Origin of the sequence: Pseudomonas sp. MWU12-3103b, assembly GCF_023100615.1 — a bacterium.
In the GTDB taxonomy this organism is placed as follows: Bacteria; Pseudomonadota; Gammaproteobacteria; order Pseudomonadales; family Pseudomonadaceae; genus Aquipseudomonas; species Aquipseudomonas putida_A.
The window spans coordinates 474,444-500,210 of record NZ_JALMEY010000002.1 but is presented as its reverse complement, the minus strand read 5'-3'; the positions used below and the strand labels follow the sequence as shown (position 1 = coordinate 500,210).

Below are 25,767 nucleotides of genomic sequence, written 5' to 3'. Positions count from 1 at the left end.
CGCAAGTATCCGGTCGGCGTACTTCGCGAGCATCCCCCAATCGGTCCCCTCTCCCTGTGGGAGAGGGCTAGGGTGAGGGGCTCTTGATTTTGCTCAGGCGTAATAGTCGACGGCGCTGCTGCCGATCACGCTGGTGGTTTGCGCAGCAGCTTCCGCCACGGCCGCCGGCGTCAGCTCCTCTTCCGCCGAATCCAGTCGACCACCCGCAGCGCTGGTGCGACCGCTCTGGCCCTGCTGCGCCTGTTCCTGCCCCTGCTGACCCTGCCAGCCACGGCTCTGGTCGGAGACATTGACGTCGACCTGGCCCATGCCCTGCTGGGTAAACATGTCACGCAAGCGATGCATCTGACCGTCGAGCGCTTCGCGCACGCTTGGGTGCGCGCTCATGAAGGTCACCTGGGTCTGCTGGTCCGGAACCATGTTGACCCGAATATCCAGACGCCCGAGTTCCGCCGGCTGCAATTGAATATCCGCCGCCTTCAGGTTGGCGCTGGACAGGTACATGACGCGGTTGACGATTTCTTCGGTCCAGCCGCTCTGATGCATGGCGATCGGTTGATTCACCGGCACCGCGTTCGCGGTTTTCGGAGTGGCCGCCTGAGTCAGCGCCGCCAGACGGTTGGCGAAATCATCGACACGGGTGTCGCTGGTAGCAGCCTTCAGATCTTTCAGGCCATCGTCGATCAGGCCGCTGAAGGCCTTTTCACCATTCTGACTGGTGCTGTCCTTGTCGGCCTGCACGTCGAGCATGCTCGCCATGCCGGCAGCGAAGTTCTGCGCCGCAGTCAATTCACCGTCGGCCTGAGCCTGGGCCGGTGTAGCTTTGGGTTGGGCCTGGCTGCTGGCGGAAATGTGCCCGCCCTGCTCCATCGCCATACGCAGCGCCGGCAACGAGTCGAGTGGATCGGCCGCCGGGTCGAACGCGCTATCGGTTGATGCCGCCGGATCTTTGACCACGGCTGGCGCCAAAGTGGCGGCCACGACCGGCGTTTCGGTTTTGGCCGGTTCCGGTGTTGCAGCGACTGGCGCTGCCACCACCGGCGCGGTCACCAGCGGCTGCACGGTTTGCGCCAGTGCCGGATCCAGCGCCGGATCCACCGGGGTGGTGTCGGCCACTGGCGTCTGCGCGCTGTCGGCGGCAGCATCGGCGGCGGCCTTGTCAGCGGCGGCCTGATCATCGGTGGTGGTCGACGCGGTCTTGTCGGCAGGCAAGGCATTGCCGCTATCGGCAACGGTCTGTTGCGTGGCGGCAGACTTATCCTTGGCGAAATCTTTCTTGTCGCTGTTGTCGGCAACCTTGTCGCGCGCCGGTTTCAACGAACTGTCAGAGTTCGCAAGAGTCTTTTTCGGGCCTTGATCGGCGAACACCTGAGCGAAGCTTGAGGCCTTGTCCCCGGTGTCTGCGGCCATGACCGGCGTTTTCACGGCGGCGGCTTGCGCCTTGGCCTGGGCGGCAGATTGAAGAAGAACATTGGGGGTCGCAGGCATGACACGGTCTCCGCTGCACTGGGATCGTAGGTACAGTTGACGGGGATTATTGCAAGTGTCGGGCCAGATTTGTCCGGCGCTTGCGAAAAGCGCCGGACGGCAGGGTTCAATGGGTCAGGGCGTGCTGGCGTTCGTCTTCGTAGACAGGACGGACTTCCGCGAATTCGCAACTGATGTCGGCCACCAGTTTGACGATTTCCGCAGGGCTTTTGCCTTTGGCATCCGCCTCCAGCTCCTGACAGAGCGTCGCCAACCGGACAGCCCCCATGTTGCTGGCGCTGCCCTTGAAACTATGGGCGACCTCGGCCAACACCTTGGCGTCGGCGGTCTTTTGCAATTGATGCAAGCGACTTTCAGAATCGGTCAGGAAGGTATCCAGCAAATCCGGATAGCTGTCTTCCATCACTTCGCGCAACGCATCGAGTACTTCGCGATCCACATGTTGGTCAGTCACTTGTTCACTCCTTGATCAAGAATCGGCGAATTATGCCTCAACCCTCCCAGAAAAACTCCACGCAAGCACTGCGACCTTCGTCCGACCAACTGGCGTTATGCCCTAACTGGCGGATCAGACTGACCCCGCGCCCCGACAGACGGACACCATCCAGCGGCCGCTCCATCACCCGCGCCACGTCAAAACCCTTGCCGCTGTCCTCGACGCGGATCACCAGACAACCACCGGCACCTTGCGGCTTGACCTGCAGATGCACGCGCACATAACCGTCCTGCAGGGCTTCGAGCCGCTCGTTGCGCTGTTCATAGTAACGAGCGAAGCCACTGGCATCACGCTTCAGGCTGGAATCCAGGCCAAGAACACCGTGCTCCAGCGCGTTGGAGTACAGCTCGGCGAGCACGCTGTAGATCGCCCCGCCCTGGGTGCGCAAACCGTGCACTTCCTGCAACAACTGCAGCAGATACGGCAATGGATTGAAGCGCCTGAGCGTCGCCCCGCGAAACTCGAAGCTTACCGACCAGTCCAGCGGGCACGACTGGCCGCTGTCGGAATACACCGGCGCCGCCGGCATCACCTGCGCCGCCTCCAGCAAGCTGATCTCGACCATGCTCACATCGTCGCGGGGCTCGCCGCGAAAGGCGTGCAAGGCCTGCTCGATCTCGGCGAACAGGTTGTCCGGCTCACGATTGGCTGCAAACAGTTGCTGCAAACGCTCGACACCGAACAAGCGATCGTCGGCGTCAGTGGTATCGATCACCCCGTCCGAAAGCAGGAACACCCGGTCACCCACGGCCATGGTCTGTACTTCGGTGCGATCATCAAACGCTTGCGGACTGAGCACCCCCAGCGGCAAATGCCGCGCCGCCAACGGCACACGTTCGCCGGTTGCGATCCGGTGCAGATAACCGTCAGGCATGCCGCCGTTCCACACTTCCACCGTGCGGCGCTGAAAACTCAGACAGAGCATGGTCGCGCAGCAAAACATGTCCACCGGCAGGATGCGCTTGAGCTTGGCGTTCATCTCGCGCAGGGTTTCAGCCAGGCCGTAGCCCTTGGCGGTCATGCCGTAAAACACTTCGGCCAGCGGCATCGCCCCCACCGCCGCCGGCAAGCCGTGGCCGGTGAAATCCCCCAGCAGCACATGCATGTCGCCGGCCGGGGTGTAGGCCGCCAGCAGCAGGTCGCCGTTGAACAACGCATAGGGCGATTGCAGATAACGAATATTCGGTGCACTCAGGCAACCCGAATGCGCGACCTTGTCGAAAACGGCTTTGGCCACGCGCTGTTCGTTGAGCAGGTAATCGTGATGTCTGGCGATCAGATCGCGCTGCTGCAGCACTGTGGCCTGCAAGCGGCGCAAGCGATCCATCGCCTTGATTTTGGCGGCGAGGATCACCTGGTTGTAGGGCTTCGCCAGAAAGTCGTCGCCACCCGCCTCCAGACAACGGGCCAGCGCTTCGCTCTCGGTCAGTGAGGTCAGGAAAATGATCGGCACCAGGGTTTCCCCCGCCAGCGCCTTGATCTGCTGCGCCGCTTCGAAGCCGTCCATCACCGGCATCATCGCGTCCATCAGCACCAGATGCGGTGGCTGACGCTTGAACACCTCCAGCGCTTCGGCGCCATTGGCGGCGGTCAGCACTTCATGGCCCTGACGGCGGACGATGGTCGACAACAGTAACCGGTCGGCGGCACTGTCTTCGGCGATCAGGATAGTCAGCGGCTCTTGCGCCTGCATGGCCGTCAACTGATGTCGAACAGTTTGTCGAAGTTGGAGATGGCGAGGATCTTGCGCACGTCGGAGTTGCTGTTGATCACGCGTACATCCGAGTCGTCGCCGCCGGCGTGATCGCGCAGCAGGAGCAGCATGCCCAGCGCGGAGCTGTCGAGGTAGGTGGCATCTTTCAGATCAACCACGAAGGAGTCGGGTTTTCTGTTAAGCCGCTCATAGGACTCGCGAAATTCCTGATGGCGCCCAAAATCGAACCGCCCCCTGACCGAAATCGTCAGTTTTTGACCATCCGGAGAGACTTCTGTAACGACTGACATTGACTGGCTTCCTTGTCATTGACGAACGTGTACAAGGTTTAGCACCTGGACAAGGTTGGGGCAAGGCTCAGCGCAGAAGCAAATGTGGGAGCGGGCTTGCTCGCGAAGGCAATCGGTCAGTTGACTGAGGTGTTGACTGACACGACGCCTTCGCGAGCAAGCCCGCTCCCACAGGGAGTTTTTGAGCAATTTGAAAAGGGTTGTGTCGCGGCAGGCGCTGCGACAACTGGTCCAGCAGCTTCTGCTCGCGCTTGTCTTCGAGGCGTTGCGCCTCTTCGCCGTAGCGCGGTACCCGTTTGCGAAGGAGAAGCTATGCCCTGCAGCCACTTCGCGACTGCCGCTTGTCGCCACTGTCAGATCTGACAGTAGATCGAGGAAAGAGGCATAGCCCTTAATCAAGTGGCAGCAATTTCGCTGCGCTCAGGTCAAAGGACTGCATCATGAACTCGCCTAATGCACTTTTCGAAGCACCGTCCCTGGGTAACACCGCGTCACCAAGCATCATCACTCATGATGAATACCTAAAGGGTAAATCCGCCTTGCTGGCAAAATACACTGGTAAAGAAGGCGAACTAATCACGTTTTACCTGGTGTGCGACGCCGTCTATCCCACATTGCATACTGATACAACCATTGCTGATCATGAGACATACGGTGCTTATATCGATTCTGCCAATCATTGGGATATTTTGGGCAAACAGATACTCGCTTTCTACACCGTAGTAAGTGACTCAAAGCTTCTAGGTTTCTCCGCAATGTTCAGTTTCACAATATTGGACAAATGACTCCGTCCATCCTCTAGCACCACTGCTGCGGCACGTTAATACGGATCGTGCCGCGGCAAGCGCTGCGACAACTCGTCCAGCAGCTTCTGCTCGCGCTTGTCTTCGAGGCGTTGCGCCTCTTCGCGGTAGCGCTGCACCAGTTTGCGCAGGCCTTCGACCTTGGCGAATGCCTGCTGCCAGGCATCGCGCGCCTTGATCAGGTTGTTCTGGTGCCAGACCAGACTCTGGCGCTGCTGGTCGATCGCGGTGTCCAGTTGTGCCAGAAAGCCGTGATACCCCAGCAGCCATTGCCCGGAAACCCCGTCGCTGCCGCGCACGATCCACTGTTCCTGATAATCCAGACGAAAGGCGTCGAGGTCGGCGAGTTTGCTTTCAGCGACTTTGACCTGACCCTGAAAGTAACCTAGGCGTTGCACGGCGGTTTTCTCGGCCTGTTCGGCCATTTCCACCACCGGTGCCAGACGCGCAGCTCGGCTCACGGCCATGGCCGGTTACCCGCCCGCCGCAGGCGCGAACAGGGTTTCGAGGTAAGCCTGGCTCTCGCCCATATTGATCTTGTCGTTCAGCCCCTGCCGCTGGTAGCGGGTCAGTTGCGGTTGCAGCGAGATCGCCAGATCGGTCTCGCGGTCGCCACCGGCGACGTAAGCGCCGACACTGATCAGATCGCGGCTCTGCTGATAGCGCGACCACAGCTGCTTGAAGTACTGCGCGCGCTGCATGTGCTCCGCCGAAACCACGGCCGGCATCACTCGGCTGATCGACGCTTCGATGTCGATGGCCGGGTAGTGCCCTTCCTCGGCCAGACGCCGGGACAACACGATGTGGCCGTCGAGCACGCCCCGCGCCGAGTCGGCAATCGGGTCCTGCTGGTCATCGCCTTCGGACAACACGGTGTAGAACGCGGTGATCGAACCGCCGCCCTTCTCCGCGTTACCGGCGCGCTCCACCAGTTTCGGCAGTTTGGCGAACACCGAGGGCGGATAGCCCTTGGTCGCTGGCGGCTCACCGATGGCCAAAGCGATTTCCCGCTGGGCCTGGGCGAAACGGGTCAGCGAATCCATCAGCAACAGAACGTTTTTGCCCTTGTCGCGAAAATACTCGGCGATGCGCGTGCAGTACATCGCCGCGCGCAGACGCATCAGCGGCGCATCGTCCGCCGGCGAGGCGACGACCACCGAACGCTTGAGGCCTTCTTCACCGAGGATGTGCTCGATGAACTCCTTAACTTCTCGACCCCGCTCACCGATCAGACCAACGACAATGATGTCGGCCTCGGTGAAGCGCGTCATCATGCCCAGCAGCACCGATTTACCGACACCGGTACCGGCGAACAGGCCCAGACGCTGACCGCGCCCGACCGTCAGCAAACCGTTGATGCAACGGATGCCGACGTCCAGCGGTTCGTGGATCGGGTCGCGATTGAGCGGGTTGATCGTCGGGCCGTCCATCGGCACCCAGTCTTCAGCCTTCATCCCGCCCTTGCCGTCCAGCGCCCGTCCTGCGCCGTCGAGTACGCGACCGAGCATGCTCATGCCCATCGGCAGGCGACCGGTTTCGGCCAGCGGCACCACACGGGCGCCCGGGGCGATGCCGGCGACGCTGCCGACCGGCATCAGGAAGACTTTGCTGCCGGAAAACCCCATGACTTCCGCTTCCACCTGGGACGGGTGATAGCTGTCGTCATTGATCACCAGGCAGCGTGTGCCCATGGCGGCGCGCAGGCCTTCGGCTTCTAGGGTGAGGCCGACCATGCGCAGCAGGCGGCCTTCGAGAATCGGCGCGCCGGCGATTTCAGTGGCTTCGGCATAGGTGCTGAGGCGCTTGGCGAAACTGGTGCGTTCAAGGCGCATCGGGGGTGTCCGCGAGCGGCTCTTCAGGCGCAGCCGCCAGTTGGCTTTCTTCAGGAATGTCCAGGCTCAGGTCCGGCGCGGCCGGGTGCAGAGCCTGTTCGTGCAACTGGTCGAACAGTTTAGCCATGACCTGAGTCACGCGGGTCTCGATGCTGGCGTCGATGCGGCTGTGCTCGGTTTCAACCCGGCAACCGCCCGGCAGCAGCGAGTCGTCTTCGACGATGCGCCAGGATTCCTCGTGACGCTCGCGCAAGGCCTTGGCCTGCTCGAAGTCCTGCGGATTGACGTACAGACGCACGTTTTCCACGCCCAACGGCAGCAGCTTGAGCGCGTCGCGCATGACGTGTTCGATCTGGCTGGAATCGATGGCCAGCTCGCGCTTGATCACCTGTCTGGTGATGTGTTGCACGAGGTCGACCAGCGACTTTTCGATCTGCGTGTCCTGCTCGGCAATTGGCTCGAACAGGTGGGTCATCAGTTGCTCGAGGCTGGCCAGTTTCGCCGCCAGCGCCACTTCGGCTTCCTGGCGCACCTTGAGCGTGGCGCTGTGAAAACCTTCCTTCTCGCCGATGCCAAAGCCCTCGTTGTAAGCCTCCTGACGGATGCTTTCGAGTTCTTCCAGGGTCAGTGGCTGGACTTCTTCCAGCGGCACTTCTTCCATTTCCGGCGGTTCGGGCTCCGGTTCCGGCTCGGGTTCCGGTTTTGGCGGATCGAAGCTGGGCAGCGCCCAGGATTCGAAACCACGAACATCGCGGGCGCGGATCAGATCCGTCACTGACTCGTCATGCTTGTCCATGGGCTTAGATCATTTCCTCGCCGCCCTTGCCACCGAGCACGATTTCGCCGGCTTCGGCCATGCGACGGGCAATGGTGAGGATTTCTTTCTGCGCGGTTTCCACGTCGCTGACGCGCACCGGGCCTTTGGCTTCGAGGTCGTCGCGCAACAGTTCGGCCGCACGCTTGGACATGTTCTTGAAGATCTTCTCCTTGACGCCTTCGTCCGAACCCTTGAGGGCCAGTACCAGCACGTCGGAGGACACTTCGCGCAACAGCGCCTGAATGCCACGATCGTCGACATCGGCCAGGTTGTTGAACACGAACATGAGGTCTTCGATCTGACCGGACAGGTCTTCGTCGACTTCGCGGATCGAGTCCATGAGCTGGCCTTCGATCGAGCTGTCGAGGAAGTTCATGATGTCCGCCGCACGCTTGATGCCACCCAGGGTGGTGCGCGAGGCATTCGAGTTGCCGGAGAACTGCTTCTCGAGAATCTGGTTCAGCTCTTTCAGCGCCGCCGGTTGCACGGTATTCAACGACGAGACGCGCAGGATGATGTCCAGACGCACCTTGTGGTCGAAGTTGCCCAGTACTTCACCGGCCTGATCCGGGTCGAGGTACGCCACCACGATCGCCTGGATCTGCGGGTGTTCATATCGGATCACGTCGGCAACGGCGCGCGGCTCCATCCATTTCAGGCTGTCGAGGCCGCTGGTGTTGCCACCGAGCAGGATGCGGTCGATCAGGCCGTTGGCCTTGTCTTCACCCAGCGCCTGGGTGAGCATTTTGCGCACGTAGTCGTCGGAGCCGACGCCGAGGCTGGTCTGGTCGCCGACGATGTCGACGAACTCGCTCATGACCTGCTCGACCTGCTCGCGATGGACGTTGCCCATCTGGGCCATGGCCACACCGACCCGCTGAACCTCTTTCGGGCCCATGTGGCGCAGCACTTGCGCGGCATCGGTCGAACCCAGGGACAGCAGCAGAATCGCGGCTTTGTCGACCTTGTTCAGTTTGACGGTTGCGGCTCGGTTATCACTCATCTGCGTTAATCCACTCTTTCACGACCTGAGCCACGCGACCCGGATCCTCGGCCACCAAGCTCTTGATTGCATTCAGTTGTGCGTCGTAACCCTCACTCGGGCTCGGCAACAGAATGCTCTGCGGACCACCGAGGCTCACGCGGTCGTTGGCCAAGTCGCCGTCCAGGCCGCCCATGCCACCGAGTTCCACGTCGCTGCCCAGACCGGCCAGCTCCTTGCCTTTGCCGCCGCCGGTGATGTTGTTCAACACCGGACGCAGCACACCAAACACCAGCACCAGGATGAACAACACACCCAGCACTTGTTTGACGATGTCCCAGAACCATGGCTGGGAGTAGAACGGAATATCGGCAACCACTTCACCGCGTTCGGCGGAGAACGGCATGTTGATCACGCTGACGCTGTCGCCACGGCTGGCATCGAAGCCAACGGCGTCCTGCACCAGACGGGTGAAGCGCGCCAGTTCATCGGCGCTCCACGGCGCGCGGGTGGTTTCACCGTTGGCCGCATTGACCTTGACCTGATCGTCGACCACCACCGACACCGACAGACGATTCAGGCGACCCTGCTGCTGCTTGGTGTGGCTGATGGAACGGTCAAGTTCGAAGTTCTTGGTGGATTGTTGACGCTTGTCCGCCGGGTACGGTGCGAGCATTGGCTGGCCGGTGGCCGGGTCCATGATCTGCTGACCGTTGGCATCCACCAGTGGCTGACCGGGCTGAATCATGCCGGTAGAGCCCTGCGCGCCACCGGTGGTCTGCGGTGCCGAGGCCGGCGCTGGCGGCTGGTTGCTCAGGGCACCCGGCACGCCTTGCGGACCATTGCTGGCGGTGCGTTGTTCGTTGACCGACTGCTCGCTGCGCAACGCCGGCTGGTCCGGGTTGAACTGCTCGGCGGTGGATTCGACGGCACTGAAATCGATGTCGGCCGACACTTCAGCCTTGTAGCGATCGTTGCCCAGTACCGGCTGCAGAATGTTGTGCACGCGCTGGGTGAGCATGCTTTCCATGCGGCGGCTGTAATCAAACTGCTTGCCGGCCATGGTCATTTCGGAGTTTTCCGCCTGATCGGAGAGCAGGTTGCCCTTCTGATCGACGACGGTGATCTGCGATTTGCTCAATTCAGGCACGGAGGTCGCCACCAGGTTGATGATCGCCACCACCTGACCCGGCTCCAGCGAACGCCCGGAGTACAGCTCGACCAGTACCGAAGCGCTTGGCTTGCGTTCATCACGCACGAACACCGAACTTTTCGGAATCGCCAGGTGCACGCGGGCGCCCTTGACGTTGTTCAGGCTGGAGATGGTGCGCGCCAGTTCGCCTTCGAGGCCGCGACGGTAACGCGTCGCTTCCATGAACTGGCTGGTGCCCAGACCCTGTTCCTTGTCGAGAATTTCGAAACCGATGTTGCCGTCGCTGGGAGTGACACCAGCGGCCGCGAGTTTCATCCGCGCACGGGACAGGTCGTCAGCCTTGACCAGCAAGGCGCCGGAGTTCGGCTCGACGGTGTAAGGGATGTCGGCGGAGGCCAGGGTGTCCATGACCTGCTTGGCGTCCATGCCGGCAAGGCTGCCGTACAACGGACGGTAATCCGGCTGCTGCGACCACAGCACCACGGCAAAGCCAATCGCCACGCTCGCAGCCAGGCCGACCAACAGGCCCACCTGACGCAGCATGGTCATCTCGGAGAGGTTTTCCAGGAAGGACAGGCCGAACAGCGGCGGTTTGCCGTCTATCGGGGTGGCCTTGGCCGGAACGTTATCGGCGACTGCTTCTGCCATGACTCAATCTCGTCCTTAAACCGGCATCTGCATGATGTCTTGATAAGCCTGAACCAGTTTGTTGCGCACCTGGGTCAGAGCCTGGAACGACACGCTGGCTTTCTGCGAGGCGATCATCACGTCCGTCAGATCGACGCCGCTCTTGCCGATTTCAAATGCGTTGGCCAACTGAGTCGACGCCTGCTGGGTATCGCTGACTTTGTTGATGGCCTGACCGAGCATGTCGGAAAAGCTGCTGCCTGCCAGTTCAGGGACGGCGGCAGTCGATTTCGGCGTGGCCATGGCGTCCATTTTCATGGCCTTCATGTCCATCATCAACCGATTGAATTCAATACCTTGGCTCATGGTCTACTCTCTTGGGCGGCCCGCAATTTTTTGACACTCACTCGGCGGGTACACAGGTGTTAGCAACAAGGGTGCCAGCTCGGCTGGTCTTGTTTCATAAATGCCGCTGTGGTCTGTGCGCTATGTCGGGATCACCGCAAAACAACTGTGGGAGGGGGCTTGCTCCCGAAGGCGGCGTGTCATTCAACAATGATGTGACAGACCTGACCTCTTCGGGAGCAAGCCCCCTCCCACCGTTATTCGCGTCAACTTTCAGGTGGCGAACAGATACCCTTCGACGTCCATCCCGGCATCACGCATCTGCGCCAGTTTGTAGCGCAGGGTACGCGGGCTGATACCGAGCTTTTCCGCAGCCTCCTTGCGCCGGCCACGCTCGGTGCGCAGGGTGTCGATGATCATCTGAAACTCCCGGCGCCGCAGGTCATCGCCCAGCGCCCCGGCGGATTCAGCCTCGACTTCGATCTCGCGCACCAACGGCTGCACCGGCGCCGCGGTGTAGGTCACTGCGCCGGTCAGGCAGAAATCCTGCGGCTGGATCAAACCGCCCTGCTGCAGAATCAGCGCGCGTTGAATCGCGTTATCCAGCTCACGCACGTTGCCCGGCCACGGGTAGTGGGTCAGGCAAGCCTGGGCTTCTGGCGAAAGTTTCGCCGCCGCATGCTTCATTTTATTGACGTGTTTGTTCAGCAACCGCTCGGCCAGCGGCAAGATATCGGCAGTGCGCTCGCGAAGTGGACGCCAGGCCAGGGGAAAAACCGACAAGCGGTAGAACAAGTCTTCACGGAAACGCCCCGCCGCCACTTCGCCCGCCAGATCCCGGTTGGTGGTCGCCACCACGCGAATATCCAGGGTGATCGGCTTGCGCGCGCCGACGCGCTCGACCTCGCGCTCCTGCAACACCCGCAGCAACTTGGCTTGCAGGCCCAGGGGCATTTCGGAAATCTCGTCGAGCAGAATGGTGCCGCCATCGGCTTGTTCGAACTTGCCGGCCTGGGCCGCAATGGCGCCGGTGAACGAGCCCTTCTCGTGACCAAACAGCGTGGCTTCAAGCATGTTGTCGGGAATCGCCGCACAGTTGATCGCGATGAACGGCTGGCTCGCACGGTGGGATTGCTGGTGAATGTAACGCGCCAGCACTTCCTTGCCGGTACCGGACTCGCCGGAAATCAGCACCGTGGAATCACTGCGCGCCACCCGCGCCGCCAGTTCGAGCAACTGCGCACTGGCCGGCTCGACCGCCACCGGACCTTCGCAATCTGTGGTGCTGATGCTGCCCAAGGCATGGCGCGACACCAGGTCCAGCAGAGCCTTGGGCTCGAACGGCTTGACCAGATAATCCGCCGCGCCCTGACGCATCGCATCCACTGCGCGCTCGACGGCGCCATGCGCAGTCATCAGCAACACCGGCAATTGCGGCTGCCGGGCACGCAGCAAACCGAGCAGTTGATGGCCATCCATACCGGGCATGTTGACGTCGCTGACCACCAGACTGAACGCTTCGCGCTCGACCGCCTGCAACGCCTCTTCGGCGCTGCCGACTGCATGGTAGTCGTGGCCCGCCAGCAACAGCGTATCGGCCAGCGCTTCGCGCAACGAGCGGTCATCCTCGACCAGCAAAACCTTGATGCCCATGACGTTTACTCAGCTCCGTGTACAGCGGAAAACAGCGGCAGGATCACCTGCGCGCACGTGCCGCGCCCGACTCGCGAGCGCAGCTGCAATTCTCCCTGATGTGCCCGCGCCACTGCCTTGACCACGGTCAGGCCAAGCCCGGTGCCGGTGACTTTGGTGGTGAAAAATGGCTCGCCGAGACGCTCCAGCACCAGCGGATCAATGCCGCTGCCACTGTCGCTGACGCACAGGCGCAGGCTGTTGTCGCGGGTGTAGCAATGCACCTTCAGGCGCACGTTGCCATCGCTGGCCTGAATCGCGTTTTCGATCAGATTGAGAATCGCCCCGACCAGGGTGTCGCGGTTGCACAGCAGTTCGCCGGCATGGCTGTCGCACTGCCAGCGGATTGGCAGATCCTGCACATGGGTCAGCGCCGCCGCTTGCAGCGCCTGCATCAGAGTATTCGGGGTGATGCGGTCGGTCAGCGGCAGCTCGCCACGGGCGAACACCAACATGTCGCGCACCTGATGCTCCAGCTCATGCAGGCGCTCTTTGAGGCGGCCAGCGAAACGCTGCTGGGTGGCGACCGGTAATTCCTGCTCAGTCAAATGACTGGCGTAGAGCAACGCAGCGGACAACGGCGTGCGGATCTGATGGGCCAGCGAGGCGACCATCCGTCCGAGCGACGACAGACGCTCATGGCGCGCCAGTTGATCTTGAAGGTGGCGGGTTTCTGTCAGGTCGTTGAGCAGCACCAACTGCCCCGGCTCGGCATCCAGCGAGCGGGTTGCAATCGACAGGCGCCGACCGTTTTTCAGAGAGATTTCATGACCGTCGTCTTCACGCGGGGCGAAGCAACGGGCGATGACGTGGCGCCACAACTCGCCTTCCAGCGGCAGCCCCAACAAATCGATCGCCGCCGGGTTGGCTTCGCGCACCATGCCGTGGCCGTCGATCACGATGACGCCACCGGGCAACAGATCGAGGAGGTTTTGCAGACGGTTGGCCAAGCGTTCTTTTTCGGCCAGCTCCTGCATGCGCTGGGCACTGACCACCGCCAGCTCGCCCTTGAGCTCGGTGACCCGGGCTTCAAGCATGCTGTAGGAGTCGGTCAACTGGCTGGACATCTGATTGAACAGCGCGAACGCGTGCTCAAGACCCTGACGGCTCGCCTGCTCTACGGACGACGGTTGCCCCTCGGCATGGGAGGCAGATGACATCTGGGCGTGGGGCATTGTGTTCTCTCGCTTGGCTGACCGTCAGTTAAACGGAACGTTGCGAGGGCTGTAGCAATACCCGTGCCTAAAAAAAACTGCTTATAAATGAAGGCGTTGAAAAACAGGCGTCAATCATCCGCCTGTTCGTCTCCTTCGCGCCGGCTCATGCCGTACTTGCGCATCTTCTCCACCAGCGTGGTGCGACGAATGCGCAGGCGTTCGGCGGCACGCGCGACGATGCCATTGGCGTCGTCCAGCGCCTGCTGGATCAGGCCCTGCTCCAGACCACCGAGGTAGTCCTTGAGGTCCAGGCCTTCCGGCGGCAGCATCGCGTTGGCGGTGAAGTCCGGCGTATGACCGTTGATCGCCACGCGCTCTTCGAGATCGCTGCGCAGGCTGTCGACCATCTGCTCGTCTTCGTCGTCGACGTAGCGGAATTTCTTCGGCAACTCGACCACGCCGATCACCCCGTACGGATGCATGATCGCCATGCGCTCCACCAGGTTGGCCAGCTCGCGGACGTTGCCCGGCCAGCCGTGACGGCACAGCGACATGATCGCCGCCGAGTTGAAACGGATCGAACCGCGCTTTTCGTGTTCCATGCGCGAGATCAGTTCGTTCATCAACAGCGGGATGTCTTCGACGCGCTCACGCAGCGGCGCCATCTCGATCGGGAACACGTTCAGGCGATAGTAAAGGTCTTCGCGGAAGGTGCCGATCTCGATCATGCTTTCGAGATTCTTGTGGGTCGCGGCAATGATGCGCACGTCGACGCTCTGGGTCTTGTTGCTGCCCACGCGTTCGAAGGTGCGTTCCTGCAGCACGCGCAGCAGCTTGACCTGCATCGGCAGCGGCATATCGCCGATTTCGTCGAGGAACAGCGTACCGCCGTTGGCCAGTTCGAAACGCCCGGCACGGCTGGTGATCGCACCGGTGAAGGCGCCCTTCTCGTGGCCAAACAGTTCGCTTTCCAGCAGCTCTGCCGGGATCGCCCCGCAGTTGACCGGCACGAAAGGCGCGTCGCGACGCTTGGAGTGGTAATGCAGGTTGCGCGCAACCACTTCCTTGCCGGTGCCGGACTCGCCGAGGATCAGCACGCTGGCGTCGGTATCGGCCACTTGCTGCATCATCTGACGGACGTGCTGAATCGCCCGGCTGGTGCCGACGAGGCTGCGGAACAGGTTGGGCTCGCGATGACGGCCACGCTCGCGGGCCTGGTCGTACATCTCGCGATAGACCTGGGCACGGTGCAGGGAGTCGAGCAGTTTGCTGTAGCTGGGCGGCATTTCCAGGGTCGAAAGCACCCGGCGGCGCTGGTCTTCCGGCAGGTCGACGGAAGAATTATCGCCCATCAGCAAAACCGGAAGGAACTCATCCCATGTCGAGAGTGTCTTTAACAAGCCCAAAAGTGCACCCGGAGCATTTACCGTCCCGATCAGTACACAGATGACTTCACGACTCGATGACAAAGAGCCGACAGCCTGCTGCCAGTCATGGCTGCCGCAGGGTAAATTTTCTTCGCCGAGAAAATTTAAAATCACCGCCAGGTCGCGGCGGCGGACGCTATCGTCATCGATCAGCAGAATTTTGGTTTCACGCCACATGCAATAGCAACTTCCCTAGTCAACTCAATGCCCGAAAAATGGGGCAAGCGAGACGCTTGCAGGACACCTTGTGCCTGTAGACGCCTGAAATCTGAAAACAGCCACTAGTTAAGTCAAAAAACCGTGCACAGTCAAATTTATGGCGCACATGTCTGGATTAACTGGGGGTTAATTAACCAAACAGATGGTAAACCTTTGCCGCCTTTTGCGCTTGGGTGATCTGCGACATCTCGTTGGCTATCGCCTGGCGCTCACCCATGGCCGCCTCAAGTAGCTCCTTGTAGACATGGAGCAATTCCTCAAGGTTACTGCGCAAGGCCTCCTCATCCAGCGAGGCCTCGGCCATGACGTCTTCCATGCAGGAACGGCAAGCCAGATCCAGCTCGCCAATGGCTTCCCAGTTGCGTTCGGCCAGCGCACTGACCAGCGCTTCACGGGTGTCGGCGATTCGCTGCAATACAAGACTCATGGTGCTCTCCTTTAAAACTGCGGAGCAGGCTCGGGGGCGATGGCATCCCAGCCTTCTTTTACCGTGCTCAGCAAGCCGGCGACCTCATCGAGAATGCGCGGATCGCTGTTGATGTTGGCCTCGGCAAGACGCTTCATCATGTAGATGTACAGCCCGTCCAGATCGGCCAGTTCATCGGCACACTTTTCCAGATCCAGACCTTCGCGCAGCCCGCTGACAATGCCAATGGCCTTGCTGATCGAGGTGCACTTGCCAGGAATATCCTTGCGCTCGATGGCACCCTTGGCCTGAGCGATGCGGGCCAACCCGCCTTCCATCAGCATTTGCACCAGACGGTGCGGGCTCGCCTCGGATGTCTGCGCGTGCGCGCCGACTTTCTGATATTGCCGAAGGGCTAACATTGGGTTCATGTTCTACCTCATTGCCACAATGACTCGTATAACCAGTGTATCGCCAACGAATCACAGAACTTTAGATCAAAAGACAAAAACCCGGCGCACGCCGATAAAGCGTAGCCGGGTTTTTGTCGTTCTTGCGGGTTACTTCGCGGACTGCTGAGCGTTCAGCGAGCTGAAGAACGACGTGATATTGCTCGCCGTCGCCTTCATCTGCCCTACCAGCAAGTCCATGGCGTTGTACTTGGCAGTCAACGTCTTGGTCAGGTTGGCAACACGCAGATCCAGCGCCAGTTGCTGACTGGTCAGGTTCCGGGTGTTGTTGTTCAGGATGGACATGCGCTGATCAAGCAGGCCTACGGCAGTAGGGGCGCTACCGGCAGGCGCCTTCAGATACGGATCCACTGCCTTGTTCATGCGTGCCAGCAGACCGTTGGTGTCGTCGGTCCCGGTGAACATCTGCTGCACCTGGCCAGCCTTGCCGGGCTGAGCCATGGTTTTGGTGAACGCAGCAGTATCAAACGTCAGGTTGCCGGTGTTGCGGTCGGTCATCACACCGATCTCCGACAGATAGGACAAAGACCCCTTTGCACCAGCAGGAGCAGTCAACTGGCCACGGATGTCGGCGATCAGCGAACGCGGCAACGAGTCACCGGTAAACGCCGCCTGCACTGTCAGTTTGCCGTCTTCATCAGGCGTAGCCTTGGAAAGCGTGTCGATGGTGGTCTTCAGGGTGTTGTAGGCGTCAACAAACGCCTGAACCGAAGCCTGCAGCCCCTTGGTGTTGGTATCGACGCTGACAACGGTCGGCGTGGCAACGCCACCAACTTCAGGACTGACAGTGGTCAGATTCAGGGTCAGGCCGCTGATTGCACCACTGACCGTGTTGCTCTTGCTGGAAACCTGAAGACCGTCGATGGTCACCTTGGCATCTTGTGCAAGGCCATTGACGTTGCCAGAGGCGCCTGCCGCCGGATTGGTACCCATCGGCTGAGTACCGTCGATCTCCAGACCGGCAATCCCGCTGACAGAGAGGTCGGTACCTGCGCCCGTCTTGTTCGAGCTGATCACCAGGCGTGAAGCACCGCTGCTGTCGGTCACGATGTTGGCAGAAATGCCATTGGCGCCCTGAGCCGTGTTGATCGCGTCACGGGTGCTCTGCAAGGTTGCATTAGCCGGGATCGTGACATTGTAATCAGTGCCATTCTGACTGATTTTCAGGGTACCACTCGGAATGGCACTGGCAGCACCGCCGGCGAAAGAAGCGCTGGCAACTTTCGAGCCAGTGGCCAATTGGTTGACAACAACGTTGTAAGTCCCCGACACCGCGGTGTTATCGGAGGTGGCGCCGAGAATCGCTGTGTTGCTCGAGGTCGCCGTGAAGCCGGCAAACGCCGGGTTGGTCTTGCTGCCCAGGTTGGTCATCGCCGTCTGGTACGCGGTCAGCGCACTCTTCAACGTGCCGACACCGGAAATCTTCAGGGTATTGGTTTTGGTCGCGGAATCGATCTGCGTCTGCTTCGGCGACTTGTCGGCGTTGACCAGCGCGGTCACGATCGCGCCGATGTCCAGGCCGGAACCCAGTCCGGAACCCGGTAGAATTGGACTTGCCATGTGCATCTCCCTTCAGATTGTTGCCAGACTTTTGACCCATCCAGGCGTCATTCAAGAAAGACAAACACTATTCATGCCAGCTATCAGACTTTGGCGTCGAACAACACATGGCTTGCGTTGGCGAGGCTGTCTGCGAGCTTGAGTGCTTCTGCGGAGGGGATCTGGCGTACCACCTCACCCGTCTCGCTTGCGATCACCTTGACGATGACCTTGCCAGAGTGCTCGTCGATCGAGAACTCCAGGTTACGCTTGATCGATTGAACGAACTTCTCGATCTCTTGCACCGCCAGTTTCAACTTGGCGTCATCCGTTTGCTGACTTTTCCTGTCAGCGACCGGAGCGTCGGCCGGTGCAACTTTTGGCGTCTCCGACGGCTTATCAGCAACAGGCGTCGCTGGCTTGGGAGCCGGATAAGACACGTTAAGCTTTACGCTCATGTCCATGCTCATCACCTCCTAACGTAAAAAAGCGAGAGAGCGCGACCAGCGCACCCTCCCGCCCAAACTCATTCCGAAATTACTGAAGCAGCTTCAGTACAGCGGAAGGCAGTTGGTTGGCTTGAGCCAGAACAGAGGTCGAAGCCTGTTGCAGGGTTTGCTGCTTGGTCAGGTTAGCAGTCTCTGCGGCGAAGTCGGTATCTTGTACGCGACCTTGTGCAGCAGTGGTGTTCTCGGTGATGTTCTGCAAGTTCTGGATGGTGCTGGTCAGACGGTTTTGCGAAGCACCCAGGCTGGCACGAGTTGCACCGATTGCAGCGATAGCGGCGTCGATTGCGGTGATCGCGTTGTCGATGTTCTGCGAAGCGCCAGTTACGGTAGCACCAGTCAGGGACAGAGTACCGCTACCAACCGACAGGCTGACGGCGTCGAACTTGGAGCTCAGTACCAGGTCGATGTGGTTAGCCGAACCAGTGTTTGCGCCAACTTGCAGGGTCACAGTACCAGCCGAACCGTCCAGCAGGTTTTTGCCGTTCAGGTTGGTCGATGCCGAGATACGGGTGATTTCGTCAGACATCTGAGCGAATTCAGCGTTGGTAGCGGTCTGGTCAGCAGTGCCGTTGGTGCCGTTACGTGCTTTAACAGCCAGTTCACGCATACGCTGCAGAATGTCGGTAGTCGCTTGCAGAGCGCCTTCAGCGGTCTGAGCAACGGAGATACCGTCGTTGGCGTTCTGGATGGCTTGGGTGTTACCACGGATCTGCGAAGACATACGGTTCGAGATCTGCAGGCCAGCAGCGTCGTCTTTAGCGCTGTTGATTTTCAGGCCGGAAGACAGGCGCTGCATCGAAGTCGACAGAGCGTCGGAAGCGCGGTTCAGGTTCTTTTGAACGTTCAGCGACGTGGTGTTGGTGTTTACTGTTAAAGCCATGACGAATTCCTCGTTGGTTGGGTACTGCGGCTTCCGGCCCTGGCAACCGCCTGGAATGGCCTAGAGAACCTTCGTAATAGTTATCGTCGGGTTGGCAAGTTGCTTGAGGGCTTTTTGAAAAAAATTTGCCATCACCCTGCCACCCCCGAGAAAACAAGGGCTTAGCGCCCTCCCACCTGCGAAAAAATGACGCCATAAAACCGACCCGCGCGTAAAGCCGCGGGCCAGTGCGGTCGCTCACTTTGCCGATCGTGCTTTTTGCAACACTTCGATCAGCTCGTACTCCATCCAGTCAGCCAACCCCAGCCAGTCCTGACGCTCCTGACAGTCGAGCATGTGCGTGAGCACAAAGGACCAGTCCTGCTGAATCGGCGCAGGCGCAGTTATCAGCAACTGCTGCGCGCCCTCGAACACATCGACCATATCCAGCGCCGCCTCGACATCACGCCCCAGACGAAACAGTCCGGCGCACTGACGGCACTCGTCGACGCACTGCTCAATCGTCGTCATTGCACAAACTCCTGATTGAACTGCGTCCCGGCGATCAGTGCGCCCGCGCGACTGCTGTTGAAAAACTGCACCTGCGGATGCGCGGCGATATAGCGCTCCAGCACACACAGATAGCCGCGAAAGTTCAGCTGGGTGCTGACCCGCTGGCCATGGCCGTCCTGTACCCAGTGCCGCGCCTGATCGACCCCCGGCCCCAGATCACCATCATTCCAACCGGCATGGGTCTTGTTCATCGGGAACGCAAAGTCAGCGCCAAACAGGGTAATGCGCGAGGCGCCCATCTTCACCGCCAGATCCACCGCCGGATGAATCACGCTGCCACCGACATGCAGTTGTCCGCGCGGATATTGCTCACGCAACGCGGCGTACACCGGGCTGGCCGAGTAACCGCCGTAACGCTTGCCCTTCCAGGCGGTCAGCACCGCAGGATCGCTCATAGGCAGATACACCAGCGGGATGCCAGCGGAGTCCTCGAACGGCAAATGCCGGAAGCTGATGCGCTGATCGATGGTGACCACCAGATCCGGGACGATGCCGTGTTCGCGCAGTGGCCGGTAAGCGGTATCGACGCACATCAACAATGGACGTTCAGCCTGCGCATGCACCGCCGCCAGACGCTGGAAATGCCCTTCCAGGGTCGGCCCGGTGCCGATCACATAGATTTCCCGGCCATTGGCGCTGCCGAACAACTGCGCCACATCGTCATCACCCAGCAACACCGGCAGGCAATCCTGCAAACGCTGTTGAATGAACGGCAAGTTTGGATCGAACTCGCGATTGTTGAAGCTCAAGTGCACTTCGCTGACCAGCCGATCGCGGATCTTCGCGTTGAAATCATCAGCCAGCAGCATCTCCGCCGGCAGGGCGAAAAACGGTGTGCAGATGTCTGACAGATCACCGGCATAGAACAGCTGCACACGCGGATCTTCCAGCCACGGGCGCTGATCGAGCAGTTGCAGCACCAGCGCGAACACCGCGCCATTGAGGATATGCACGTACAACCGCTCAAGGCCAGCGCGCTCCAGCAGCACCGTTGGCAAATCGCCGAGGCCAGTGCCGTAGACATGCAACTGCGATTTTTCCGCCAGGCTGGCCGCCTGGATGCGGGCTTCATGGATGCGGTCGTGGCGACTGGTCAGCTGAATGCCATTGACACTGAGCGTCGAGCCCAAGCCCTGCACCAGTTCGGCTTGAACGACTGAGGTGTCTTCCGCCATCAGCCGCTCGAACAACGCCGGCCAGCGTTGCTGGATGACCTGGGCGTTGGGTTGGAAAAACTCGCTCATGACGCCTCGCGTTTCGTTCGGGCAAAAAAATAGCGCTCAAGGGTAACCTTGAACGCTATTTTTGTATCCGCCGTTTTTGACCGACTCAAGGACGATAGATGATCGCCGAGCCCCACGAAAGACCGACACCGAAACCGCTCAGGGCAATGCGCTGCCAGTCGGAATCGAGTACGTGTTTTTCCAGCAGCAACGGAATGCTCGACGACACGGTATTGCCGGTCTCGACCATGTCCTTGATGAACTTCTCCGGCTCGCCTTCGAAACGGCGGGCCACCGCATCGACAATCGCCGCACTGCCCTGGTGAATGCAAAAGGCGTCGATGTCGTCAGCCTTGAGGCCGGAGTCGTCGAGCAATTCGTGCAAGTGCGCCGGGACTTTGAGCAGCGCGAAGTTGAACACCTGACGCCCGTTCATGAAGAACACGCCATCGGTGACTTTCAGGTGCGGTGCGCCGGAACCGTCGGTGCCGAACTTGGCCTTGCCCAGCGCCCAGGAAGGATCTTCGCCCATCCAGGTCGCCGTGGCGGCATCGCCGAAGAGCATGGTGGTGTTGCGGTCTTCCGGGTCGACGATTTTCGAATACGGGTCAGCGGTGATCAGCAGGCCGTTCTTCAGGCCGGCGGCTTCCATGAAGCCCTTGATCGCGTAGATGCCGTAGACGTAACCGGAGCAGCCCAGGGAAATGTCGAATGCCGCGACATTAGTCGGCAGGCCGAGCTTGTCCTGGACGATCGCCGCGGTGTGCGGCAGACCTTCTTCGTCACCGTTCTGGGTGACGACGATCAGTGCGTCGATCGATTCACGCTTCAGTTCAGGGTTGCTGGCAAACAGCGCATTGGCCGCTTCCACGCACAGATCGGAGGTTTCCTGTTCAGCGTCTTTGCGCGGCAGGAAGGCCGAACCGATTTTGCCAAGGATGAATTCTTCATCCTTCTCGAATTTTGCACCTTGTGCGTAATTGTCCACGCCGGCTACAGGAACGTAGCTCGCAATGCTTTTTATGCCAATCATTACGGCTTCCCAATAAAAAACAGCCCAAAACCACCGCTCGCAAGGATTCGAGGGGCGCCGACAAACAGAAAACGGCCGCCACAACGGGCAGCCACGGGGAGCGCAAAGGGCTATCACTGGAACCGATTACACGGCCAGGCGCCATCTCCCCGGTCAATACAATACAGTGAAGATGCGCGTTATGACTCGCAGGTCACGCTATTTTGCCGAATCGGTTGCAGATCGGGTTATTCGACCAACGACCAGTCCAGCGGCGTGCCACGTTTGATCGCCTGACGAGCGCGGCGACCGAGGACGGCATCGGTGTGCTTGGGCGGCAGACCGAGACCTGGGCGAATGGCGCGCAGATTGTCCCCGGAAAAGGCTTCACCGGCCGCCATGTCGGCAGTGACGTACAGCGAACGGCGATAGACCAGCGACTTGCGCTCGGCCTCGGTGACGCCGTAATGCACTTGGCCCATGGCCTGCCAGGCGCGTTCGGTTTCCACCACCAGACTGGCCAGTTCCGCTGGCTCCAGCGAGAAACTGGCATCGACCCCGCCCGCCGAACGGTCGAGGGTGAAGTGTTTCTCCACCACTGTCGCCCCGAGCGCCACAGCGGCCACGGACACGCCAACGCCCATGGAGTGATCGGAAAGACCTACCTCGCAACCGAACAGTTCACGCAGATGCGGGATCGTGCGCACATTGCTGTTGAGCGGGGTTGCCGGGTAAGTGCTGGTGCATTTGAGCAGCACCAGATCCTTGCACCCTGCCTCGCGGGCGGCGCGCACGGTTTCGTCGAGCTCGGCGATGCTGGCCATGCCGGTGGAGATGATCAGCGGTTTGCCGGTCGCCGCCACACGGCGGATCAATGGCAGATCGGTGTTTTCGAAACTGGCGATCTTGTACGCCGGCACATCGAGGCTTTCGAGAAAGTCCACCGCCGTGTCATCGAACGGCGTCGAGAACGCGAGCATGCCCAACGCTTTGGCCCGGGCAAAAATCGGCGCGTGCCACTCCCATGGGGTATGAGCTTTCTCATACAGGTCGAACAGCGAAGTGCCGGCCCACAGGCTGTTCGGGTCCTTGATGAAAAACTCGCCCTCGGCCAGATCCAGGGTCATGGTCTGCGCGGTGTAAGTCTGCAACTTCAAGGCGTGCGCGCCAGCCTTGGCGGCGGCTTCGACAATCTGCAGGGCCACCTCAAGCGACTGGTTATGGTTGCCGCTCATCTCGGCAATGATGAACGGCGGCGCATCGGCACCGATCAGACGCTCGCCAATCTTGAAACTACTCATCGCGGTGATCCTTCAAAACCTTGGTGAACGCGCAGGCACTCTGGGTGAATCCGGCGTCACGAAACACATTCAAAGAGGGGCGATTGCCCGGCAGCACCTGAGCGGTGATAACGGTCATCTGCGGCCAGTGCTCGCGGACGAACGCCTCGCCTCGCGCCAGCAGCGCCCTGCCCCAGCCGAGACCGAGCCGTCCTTCCAGCAGATACAGCGACACTTCGGCTTCAAAGCCGCGCAGGTCATAACGCAAGACGCCGACCGCGCCGTCATCCGCCTCGGCAATCAACAGCAGACGCTGCGGGTTGCGCAGACTCGCATTGAGCCAGTTCAGGTGCTGCGGCCATTCGATCGCAGCCGTGTCCAGTGACCAGCGCCGCACAGCCTCGGCATTGCGCCCGTCGAACAGTAATTGCGCATCATCGAGGGTCGCCGGGCGCAGCTTGAGCACCGCACCGGCCAACGCCGCCGCCACGCGTAATGCACCGCGCCCATCGACCAGTTGCCGCGAACGCTCGGCCAGGCTCTGGCGCAGATAAAAATTGTCGACGACAAAACCGATGGCGTCGCGCAGTTGTTCGACGCTGACCTGCTCGCGGGCGCCCATGAACACATGCGCCCCCGCCGCTGCCATGACTTCGCCGTTGGCCTGCTGATTGTTCGATACCGCGATGCAGAGGGTCGGCAGGCCGAGGGCTGCACGCTCCCAACTGGTGCCGCCACCGGCGCCGATAAACAGATCGGCCGCGGTCATGCGTTGCTGGAAATCGCTGACGAAACTGTGCAGGCGCCAGTGCGGCCGTGTTGCGGCCAGTGCCTGCATTTGTGTCCATGCCGGATTGTCTGCGCCGGCGACGAAATCCACTTCCAGTTCGGTGAAATCCTGCAGCGCCAGCATCGCGTGGTGGGTCTGCATCGCCGCGTCGAAACCACCGAAATTCACCAGCACACGGCGGGCCTTGGGTTTGATCTCGATGGCCGGGCAGACGAATTCTTCGCGCAGCATGGCGTAGCGCGGGCCGAGTAAGGTGCGGCAGCCTTCGGGCAGCAGCGGCGCGTAGTTCTCGCTGAGGCCGGACAGGTTCTGATTGAGCAGCAGATCAACGCTGTAACGGCGGGTGGCGAGATCGTCCACCGCCGCAATCCGTGGCGCCCAACGACGGGCAGCGGTTTGCCAATGATGATCGAGGCCGTAGTGGTCGGCGATGATCCAGTCGAATGCAGCGTGACCTGCCAGCAAGGCATCCAGCGCCTCAATGTCCGCCTGCCACGGCAGCATCGATTCAATGGCTTGCTGCGGGTCTTCGTCGGGGTAGACGTCCGGCAAGGCGAAGGTCTCGAAACCTTCGGCAGCCAAGGCATCGAGCCGATGCCCGGGCAACCGCCGACAGGCAAACGCGACATGACTGCCCTGTTTGCGCAGCACTCGCGCCAGCGTCAGGCAACGGGCAATGTGGCCACTGCCGATGGTCGGCGAAGCGTCAGCGCGGATCAGCACTCTCATTGCAGTTCTCCGCCGGCCTTGAGCGCGGCGTAGAGGTATTCGGCGCGTTTCCAGTCTTGCGGCGTATCGATGTCCTGCACCAGATGCCGCGGCAGAAGCACCGGTAGGCTCGCGGGTGAATACAACACGTCACCGCGCAGCCACGCCTCGCGACGGCCCCAGTAAAACTGGCCGGCGTCCTGAAAAGCTTCAGGCAGATCCTGCGAGCGGGTGTTGCGAAATTCCGGGTACAACGCGGTCAATGCGCCCTGCCCGTCCAGCGTCAGCGCCCGCTGCACCGGGAAACCAAAGCTGCATACGGAGAACGCAAAGGCTTTGTCCGGGTGCTGCTGCAGCAGCTCAAATCCTTGCCGCAGGAAGCGCGCCTGCAACAACGGCGTCGTGGCGTACACGCAGCAGGCGTAATCGAAGGCTGGCAGTTGCTGCAAGGCATGCACGATCACCGCAGCGGTGCCGGTGAAATCATCCGCCAGTTCAGCCGGGCGCAGGAACGGCACTTGCGCGCCATGGGCCAGCGCCAGCTCGGCAATGTCGGCGTCATCGGTACTGACCACGACCTGTTCGAACAGGCCACTGTCGAGCGCCGTACGGATCGAGCGAACGATCATCGGCACGCCGTCGAACGGCAACAGATTCTTGCGCGGGATGCGCTTGCTGCCGCCACGGGCCGGGATGATTGCGACGCTGTTCAAGGACGTTTTTCCAGCAGGAACCAGGTGATGTCGTCCACCGGGAATTGTGGGTCACGGTGATAACCAAAGCCGTAATCGAGCAAGTGCAGATCGGCATATCGATCGAGCATTTCCCCGGCGAAATCGCGCTTGAACAGCTTGCCGCTGTTGCCGCGATAGGACACCTCCACCGGCGCCGGGTTGTAGTACTCGGCGATCAGGATGTAGCGCTGGCTCAGCTCATACAGCTGCGCATAGGCAGTCGGCAGCAGTTCCGGCGCCAGATGGATCAGCACGCCTTTGCTCAGGGTCAGGTCGTAGCTGCGCTCGCGGGGAAAATCGAACAGCGAGCCGTGCCAGATCTGCGCGATGCCCAGTGCCCGCGCCTGAGCACAGGCGCTTTCATTGATCTCAACGCCGAACAACTCACTTTGCGGCAGCAGTTGATGCAGCGCCTGCAGGTTGTTGCCGGCATTGGTGCCCAGCTCAACCACACTGTCGATGCGCCCGGCGCGGCTCAGGGCCTTGGCGAACAACGCCAGATTGGCCGCGACCAGCGGCTGACCGACGTTGCGATCCACGTACTGGTTGCCGAAATCGCCCTGCCAGAATTTTTCCTGCTCACTCAGATCACGCATTGCACAGTCTCATTCGCCGCCGCAGC

The 25,767-nt window shown here is 60.8% G+C and carries 26 protein-coding genes and 1 pseudogene; 1 reads left to right on the top strand and 26 read right to left on the bottom strand.

The genetic code is table 11. From position 1 onward, the window contains the following. Window positions 1–93: 93 nt before the first annotated feature. The 5 genes and pseudogenes from M0808_RS06010 to M0808_RS05990 form a co-directional block, all read right to left on the bottom strand. On the bottom strand, window positions 94–1,488 hold the full coding sequence (locus tag M0808_RS06010; RefSeq protein WP_247840290.1) for a flagellar hook-length control protein FliK: 1,395 nt from the start codon (window positions 1,486–1,488) through the stop codon (window positions 94–96). Window positions 1,489–1,594: 106 nt separating this feature from the next. Then, window positions 1,595–1,942, bottom strand: a complete 348-nt coding sequence (locus M0808_RS06005; RefSeq protein WP_135295222.1) for an Hpt domain-containing protein — start codon at window positions 1,940–1,942, stop codon at window positions 1,595–1,597. Between the two features lie 37 nt (window positions 1,943–1,979). Then, the gene (locus tag M0808_RS06000; RefSeq protein ID WP_247840288.1) at window positions 1,980–3,677 is read right to left on the bottom strand and encodes a fused response regulator/phosphatase; all 1,698 of its coding nucleotides are present in this window, start codon (window positions 3,675–3,677) and stop codon (window positions 1,980–1,982) included. 5 nt (window positions 3,678–3,682) lie between these two features. After that, window positions 3,683–3,988, bottom strand: a complete 306-nt coding sequence (locus tag M0808_RS05995; RefSeq protein ID WP_247840286.1) for an STAS domain-containing protein — start codon at window positions 3,986–3,988, stop codon at window positions 3,683–3,685. Between the two features lie 193 nt (window positions 3,989–4,181). After that, window positions 4,182–4,292: pseudogene (locus M0808_RS05990) on the bottom strand (flagella biosynthesis chaperone FliJ); the annotation flags it as partial. 136 nt (window positions 4,293–4,428) lie between these two features. On the opposite strand from M0808_RS05990, the gene M0808_RS05985 reads away from it, so the two are divergent. Further along, on the top strand, window positions 4,429–4,773 hold the full coding sequence (locus M0808_RS05985) for a hypothetical protein (protein ID WP_247840284.1): 345 nt from the start codon (window positions 4,429–4,431) through the stop codon (window positions 4,771–4,773). Window positions 4,774–4,808: 35 nt separating this feature from the next. Here M0808_RS05985 and fliJ read toward each other — a convergent pair whose 3' ends face one another. From fliJ to M0808_RS05880, 21 genes are all read right to left on the bottom strand, one after another. Continuing rightward, on the bottom strand, window positions 4,809–5,258 hold the full coding sequence (gene fliJ / locus M0808_RS05980; protein WP_095139370.1) for a flagellar export protein FliJ: 450 nt from the start codon (window positions 5,256–5,258) through the stop codon (window positions 4,809–4,811). 6 nt (window positions 5,259–5,264) lie between these two features. Beyond that, a complete protein-coding gene (fliI, locus tag M0808_RS05975; RefSeq protein ID WP_047599980.1) occupies window positions 5,265–6,623 on the bottom strand; it encodes a flagellar protein export ATPase FliI in 1,359 nt (452 codons plus the stop codon). After that, window positions 6,613–7,419 carry a flagellar assembly protein FliH gene (gene fliH / locus M0808_RS05970; protein WP_183781883.1) on the bottom strand — a complete coding sequence of 269 codons (807 nt, stop codon included), beginning with the start codon at window positions 7,417–7,419 and terminating at the stop codon, window positions 6,613–6,615. The genes fliI and fliH overlap by 11 nt, the downstream gene beginning before the upstream one ends. Window positions 7,420–7,423: 4 nt before the next feature. Continuing rightward, entirely contained in the window at window positions 7,424–8,443 is a 1,020-nt protein-coding gene (gene fliG, locus M0808_RS05965; protein WP_007920042.1) for a flagellar motor switch protein FliG, read from the bottom strand. Continuing rightward, window positions 8,436–10,223 carry a flagellar basal-body MS-ring/collar protein FliF gene (fliF, locus tag M0808_RS05960; protein WP_027614236.1) on the bottom strand — a complete coding sequence of 596 codons (1,788 nt, stop codon included), beginning with the start codon at window positions 10,221–10,223 and terminating at the stop codon, window positions 8,436–8,438. Before fliF ends, fliG begins: the two co-directional genes overlap by 8 nt. A 15-nt stretch (window positions 10,224–10,238) precedes the next feature. Further along, window positions 10,239–10,568 (bottom strand): flagellar hook-basal body complex protein FliE, encoded by a 330-nt coding sequence (gene fliE, locus M0808_RS05955; RefSeq protein ID WP_003222869.1) that lies wholly within the window; start codon window positions 10,566–10,568, stop codon window positions 10,239–10,241. A gap of 252 nt (window positions 10,569–10,820) precedes the next feature. Further along, window positions 10,821–12,200 (bottom strand): sigma-54 dependent transcriptional regulator, encoded by a 1,380-nt coding sequence (locus M0808_RS05950; protein WP_247840283.1) that lies wholly within the window; start codon window positions 12,198–12,200, stop codon window positions 10,821–10,823. Window positions 12,201–12,205: 5 nt separating this feature from the next. Further along, window positions 12,206–13,399 (bottom strand): ATP-binding protein, encoded by a 1,194-nt coding sequence (locus M0808_RS05945; RefSeq protein ID WP_179353308.1) that lies wholly within the window; start codon window positions 13,397–13,399, stop codon window positions 12,206–12,208. A gap of 125 nt (window positions 13,400–13,524) precedes the next feature. Then, window positions 13,525–15,000 carry a sigma-54 dependent transcriptional regulator gene (locus tag M0808_RS05940; RefSeq protein ID WP_003222863.1) on the bottom strand — a complete coding sequence of 492 codons (1,476 nt, stop codon included), beginning with the start codon at window positions 14,998–15,000 and terminating at the stop codon, window positions 13,525–13,527. 172 nt (window positions 15,001–15,172) lie between these two features. After that, window positions 15,173–15,469, bottom strand: a complete 297-nt coding sequence (locus tag M0808_RS05935; protein WP_007966233.1) for a hypothetical protein — start codon at window positions 15,467–15,469, stop codon at window positions 15,173–15,175. Window positions 15,470–15,480: 11 nt separating this feature from the next. Then, the gene (gene fliS / locus M0808_RS05930; RefSeq protein WP_027614233.1) at window positions 15,481–15,879 is read right to left on the bottom strand and encodes a flagellar export chaperone FliS; all 399 of its coding nucleotides are present in this window, start codon (window positions 15,877–15,879) and stop codon (window positions 15,481–15,483) included. A gap of 129 nt (window positions 15,880–16,008) precedes the next feature. Further along, window positions 16,009–17,478: a flagellar filament capping protein FliD gene (gene fliD / locus M0808_RS05925; RefSeq protein ID WP_027614232.1), complete on the bottom strand. Its 1,470-nt coding sequence runs from the start codon at window positions 17,476–17,478 to the stop codon at window positions 16,009–16,011. Window positions 17,479–17,561: 83 nt separating this feature from the next. Further along, the gene (locus M0808_RS05920; RefSeq protein ID WP_027614231.1) at window positions 17,562–17,921 is read right to left on the bottom strand and encodes a flagellar protein FlaG; all 360 of its coding nucleotides are present in this window, start codon (window positions 17,919–17,921) and stop codon (window positions 17,562–17,564) included. Window positions 17,922–17,994: 73 nt separating this feature from the next. Continuing rightward, window positions 17,995–18,846, bottom strand: coding sequence for a flagellin domain-containing protein (locus M0808_RS05915; RefSeq protein WP_007920059.1), 852 nt, complete (start codon window positions 18,844–18,846; stop codon window positions 17,995–17,997). A 237-nt stretch (window positions 18,847–19,083) separates the two neighbouring features. Continuing rightward, window positions 19,084–19,356, bottom strand: a complete 273-nt coding sequence (locus M0808_RS05910) for a hypothetical protein (RefSeq protein ID WP_123589240.1) — start codon at window positions 19,354–19,356, stop codon at window positions 19,084–19,086. Continuing rightward, window positions 19,353–20,642, bottom strand: a complete 1,290-nt coding sequence (locus tag M0808_RS05905; protein ID WP_096796271.1) for a 6-hydroxymethylpterin diphosphokinase MptE-like protein — start codon at window positions 20,640–20,642, stop codon at window positions 19,353–19,355. Before M0808_RS05905 ends, M0808_RS05910 begins: the two co-directional genes overlap by 4 nt. An 85-nt stretch (window positions 20,643–20,727) precedes the next feature. Then, entirely contained in the window at window positions 20,728–21,654 is a 927-nt protein-coding gene (locus tag M0808_RS05900; RefSeq protein ID WP_096796272.1) for a ketoacyl-ACP synthase III, read from the bottom strand. A gap of 227 nt (window positions 21,655–21,881) precedes the next feature. Next, the gene (gene pseI / locus M0808_RS05895; RefSeq protein WP_097090146.1) at window positions 21,882–22,934 is read right to left on the bottom strand and encodes a pseudaminic acid synthase; all 1,053 of its coding nucleotides are present in this window, start codon (window positions 22,932–22,934) and stop codon (window positions 21,882–21,884) included. Next, window positions 22,927–24,432, bottom strand: coding sequence for a UDP-2,4-diacetamido-2,4,6-trideoxy-beta-L-altropyranose hydrolase (pseG, locus tag M0808_RS05890; RefSeq protein WP_247840281.1), 1,506 nt, complete (start codon window positions 24,430–24,432; stop codon window positions 22,927–22,929). Before pseG ends, pseI begins: the two co-directional genes overlap by 8 nt. After that, window positions 24,429–25,124: a pseudaminic acid cytidylyltransferase gene (pseF, locus tag M0808_RS05885; RefSeq protein ID WP_247840279.1), complete on the bottom strand. Its 696-nt coding sequence runs from the start codon at window positions 25,122–25,124 to the stop codon at window positions 24,429–24,431. The genes pseG and pseF overlap by 4 nt, the downstream gene beginning before the upstream one ends. Continuing rightward, window positions 25,121–25,741, bottom strand: coding sequence for a pseudaminic acid biosynthesis-associated methylase (locus M0808_RS05880; protein WP_003222837.1), 621 nt, complete (start codon window positions 25,739–25,741; stop codon window positions 25,121–25,123). The genes pseF and M0808_RS05880 overlap by 4 nt, the downstream gene beginning before the upstream one ends. Window positions 25,742–25,767: the final 26 nt, after the last annotated feature.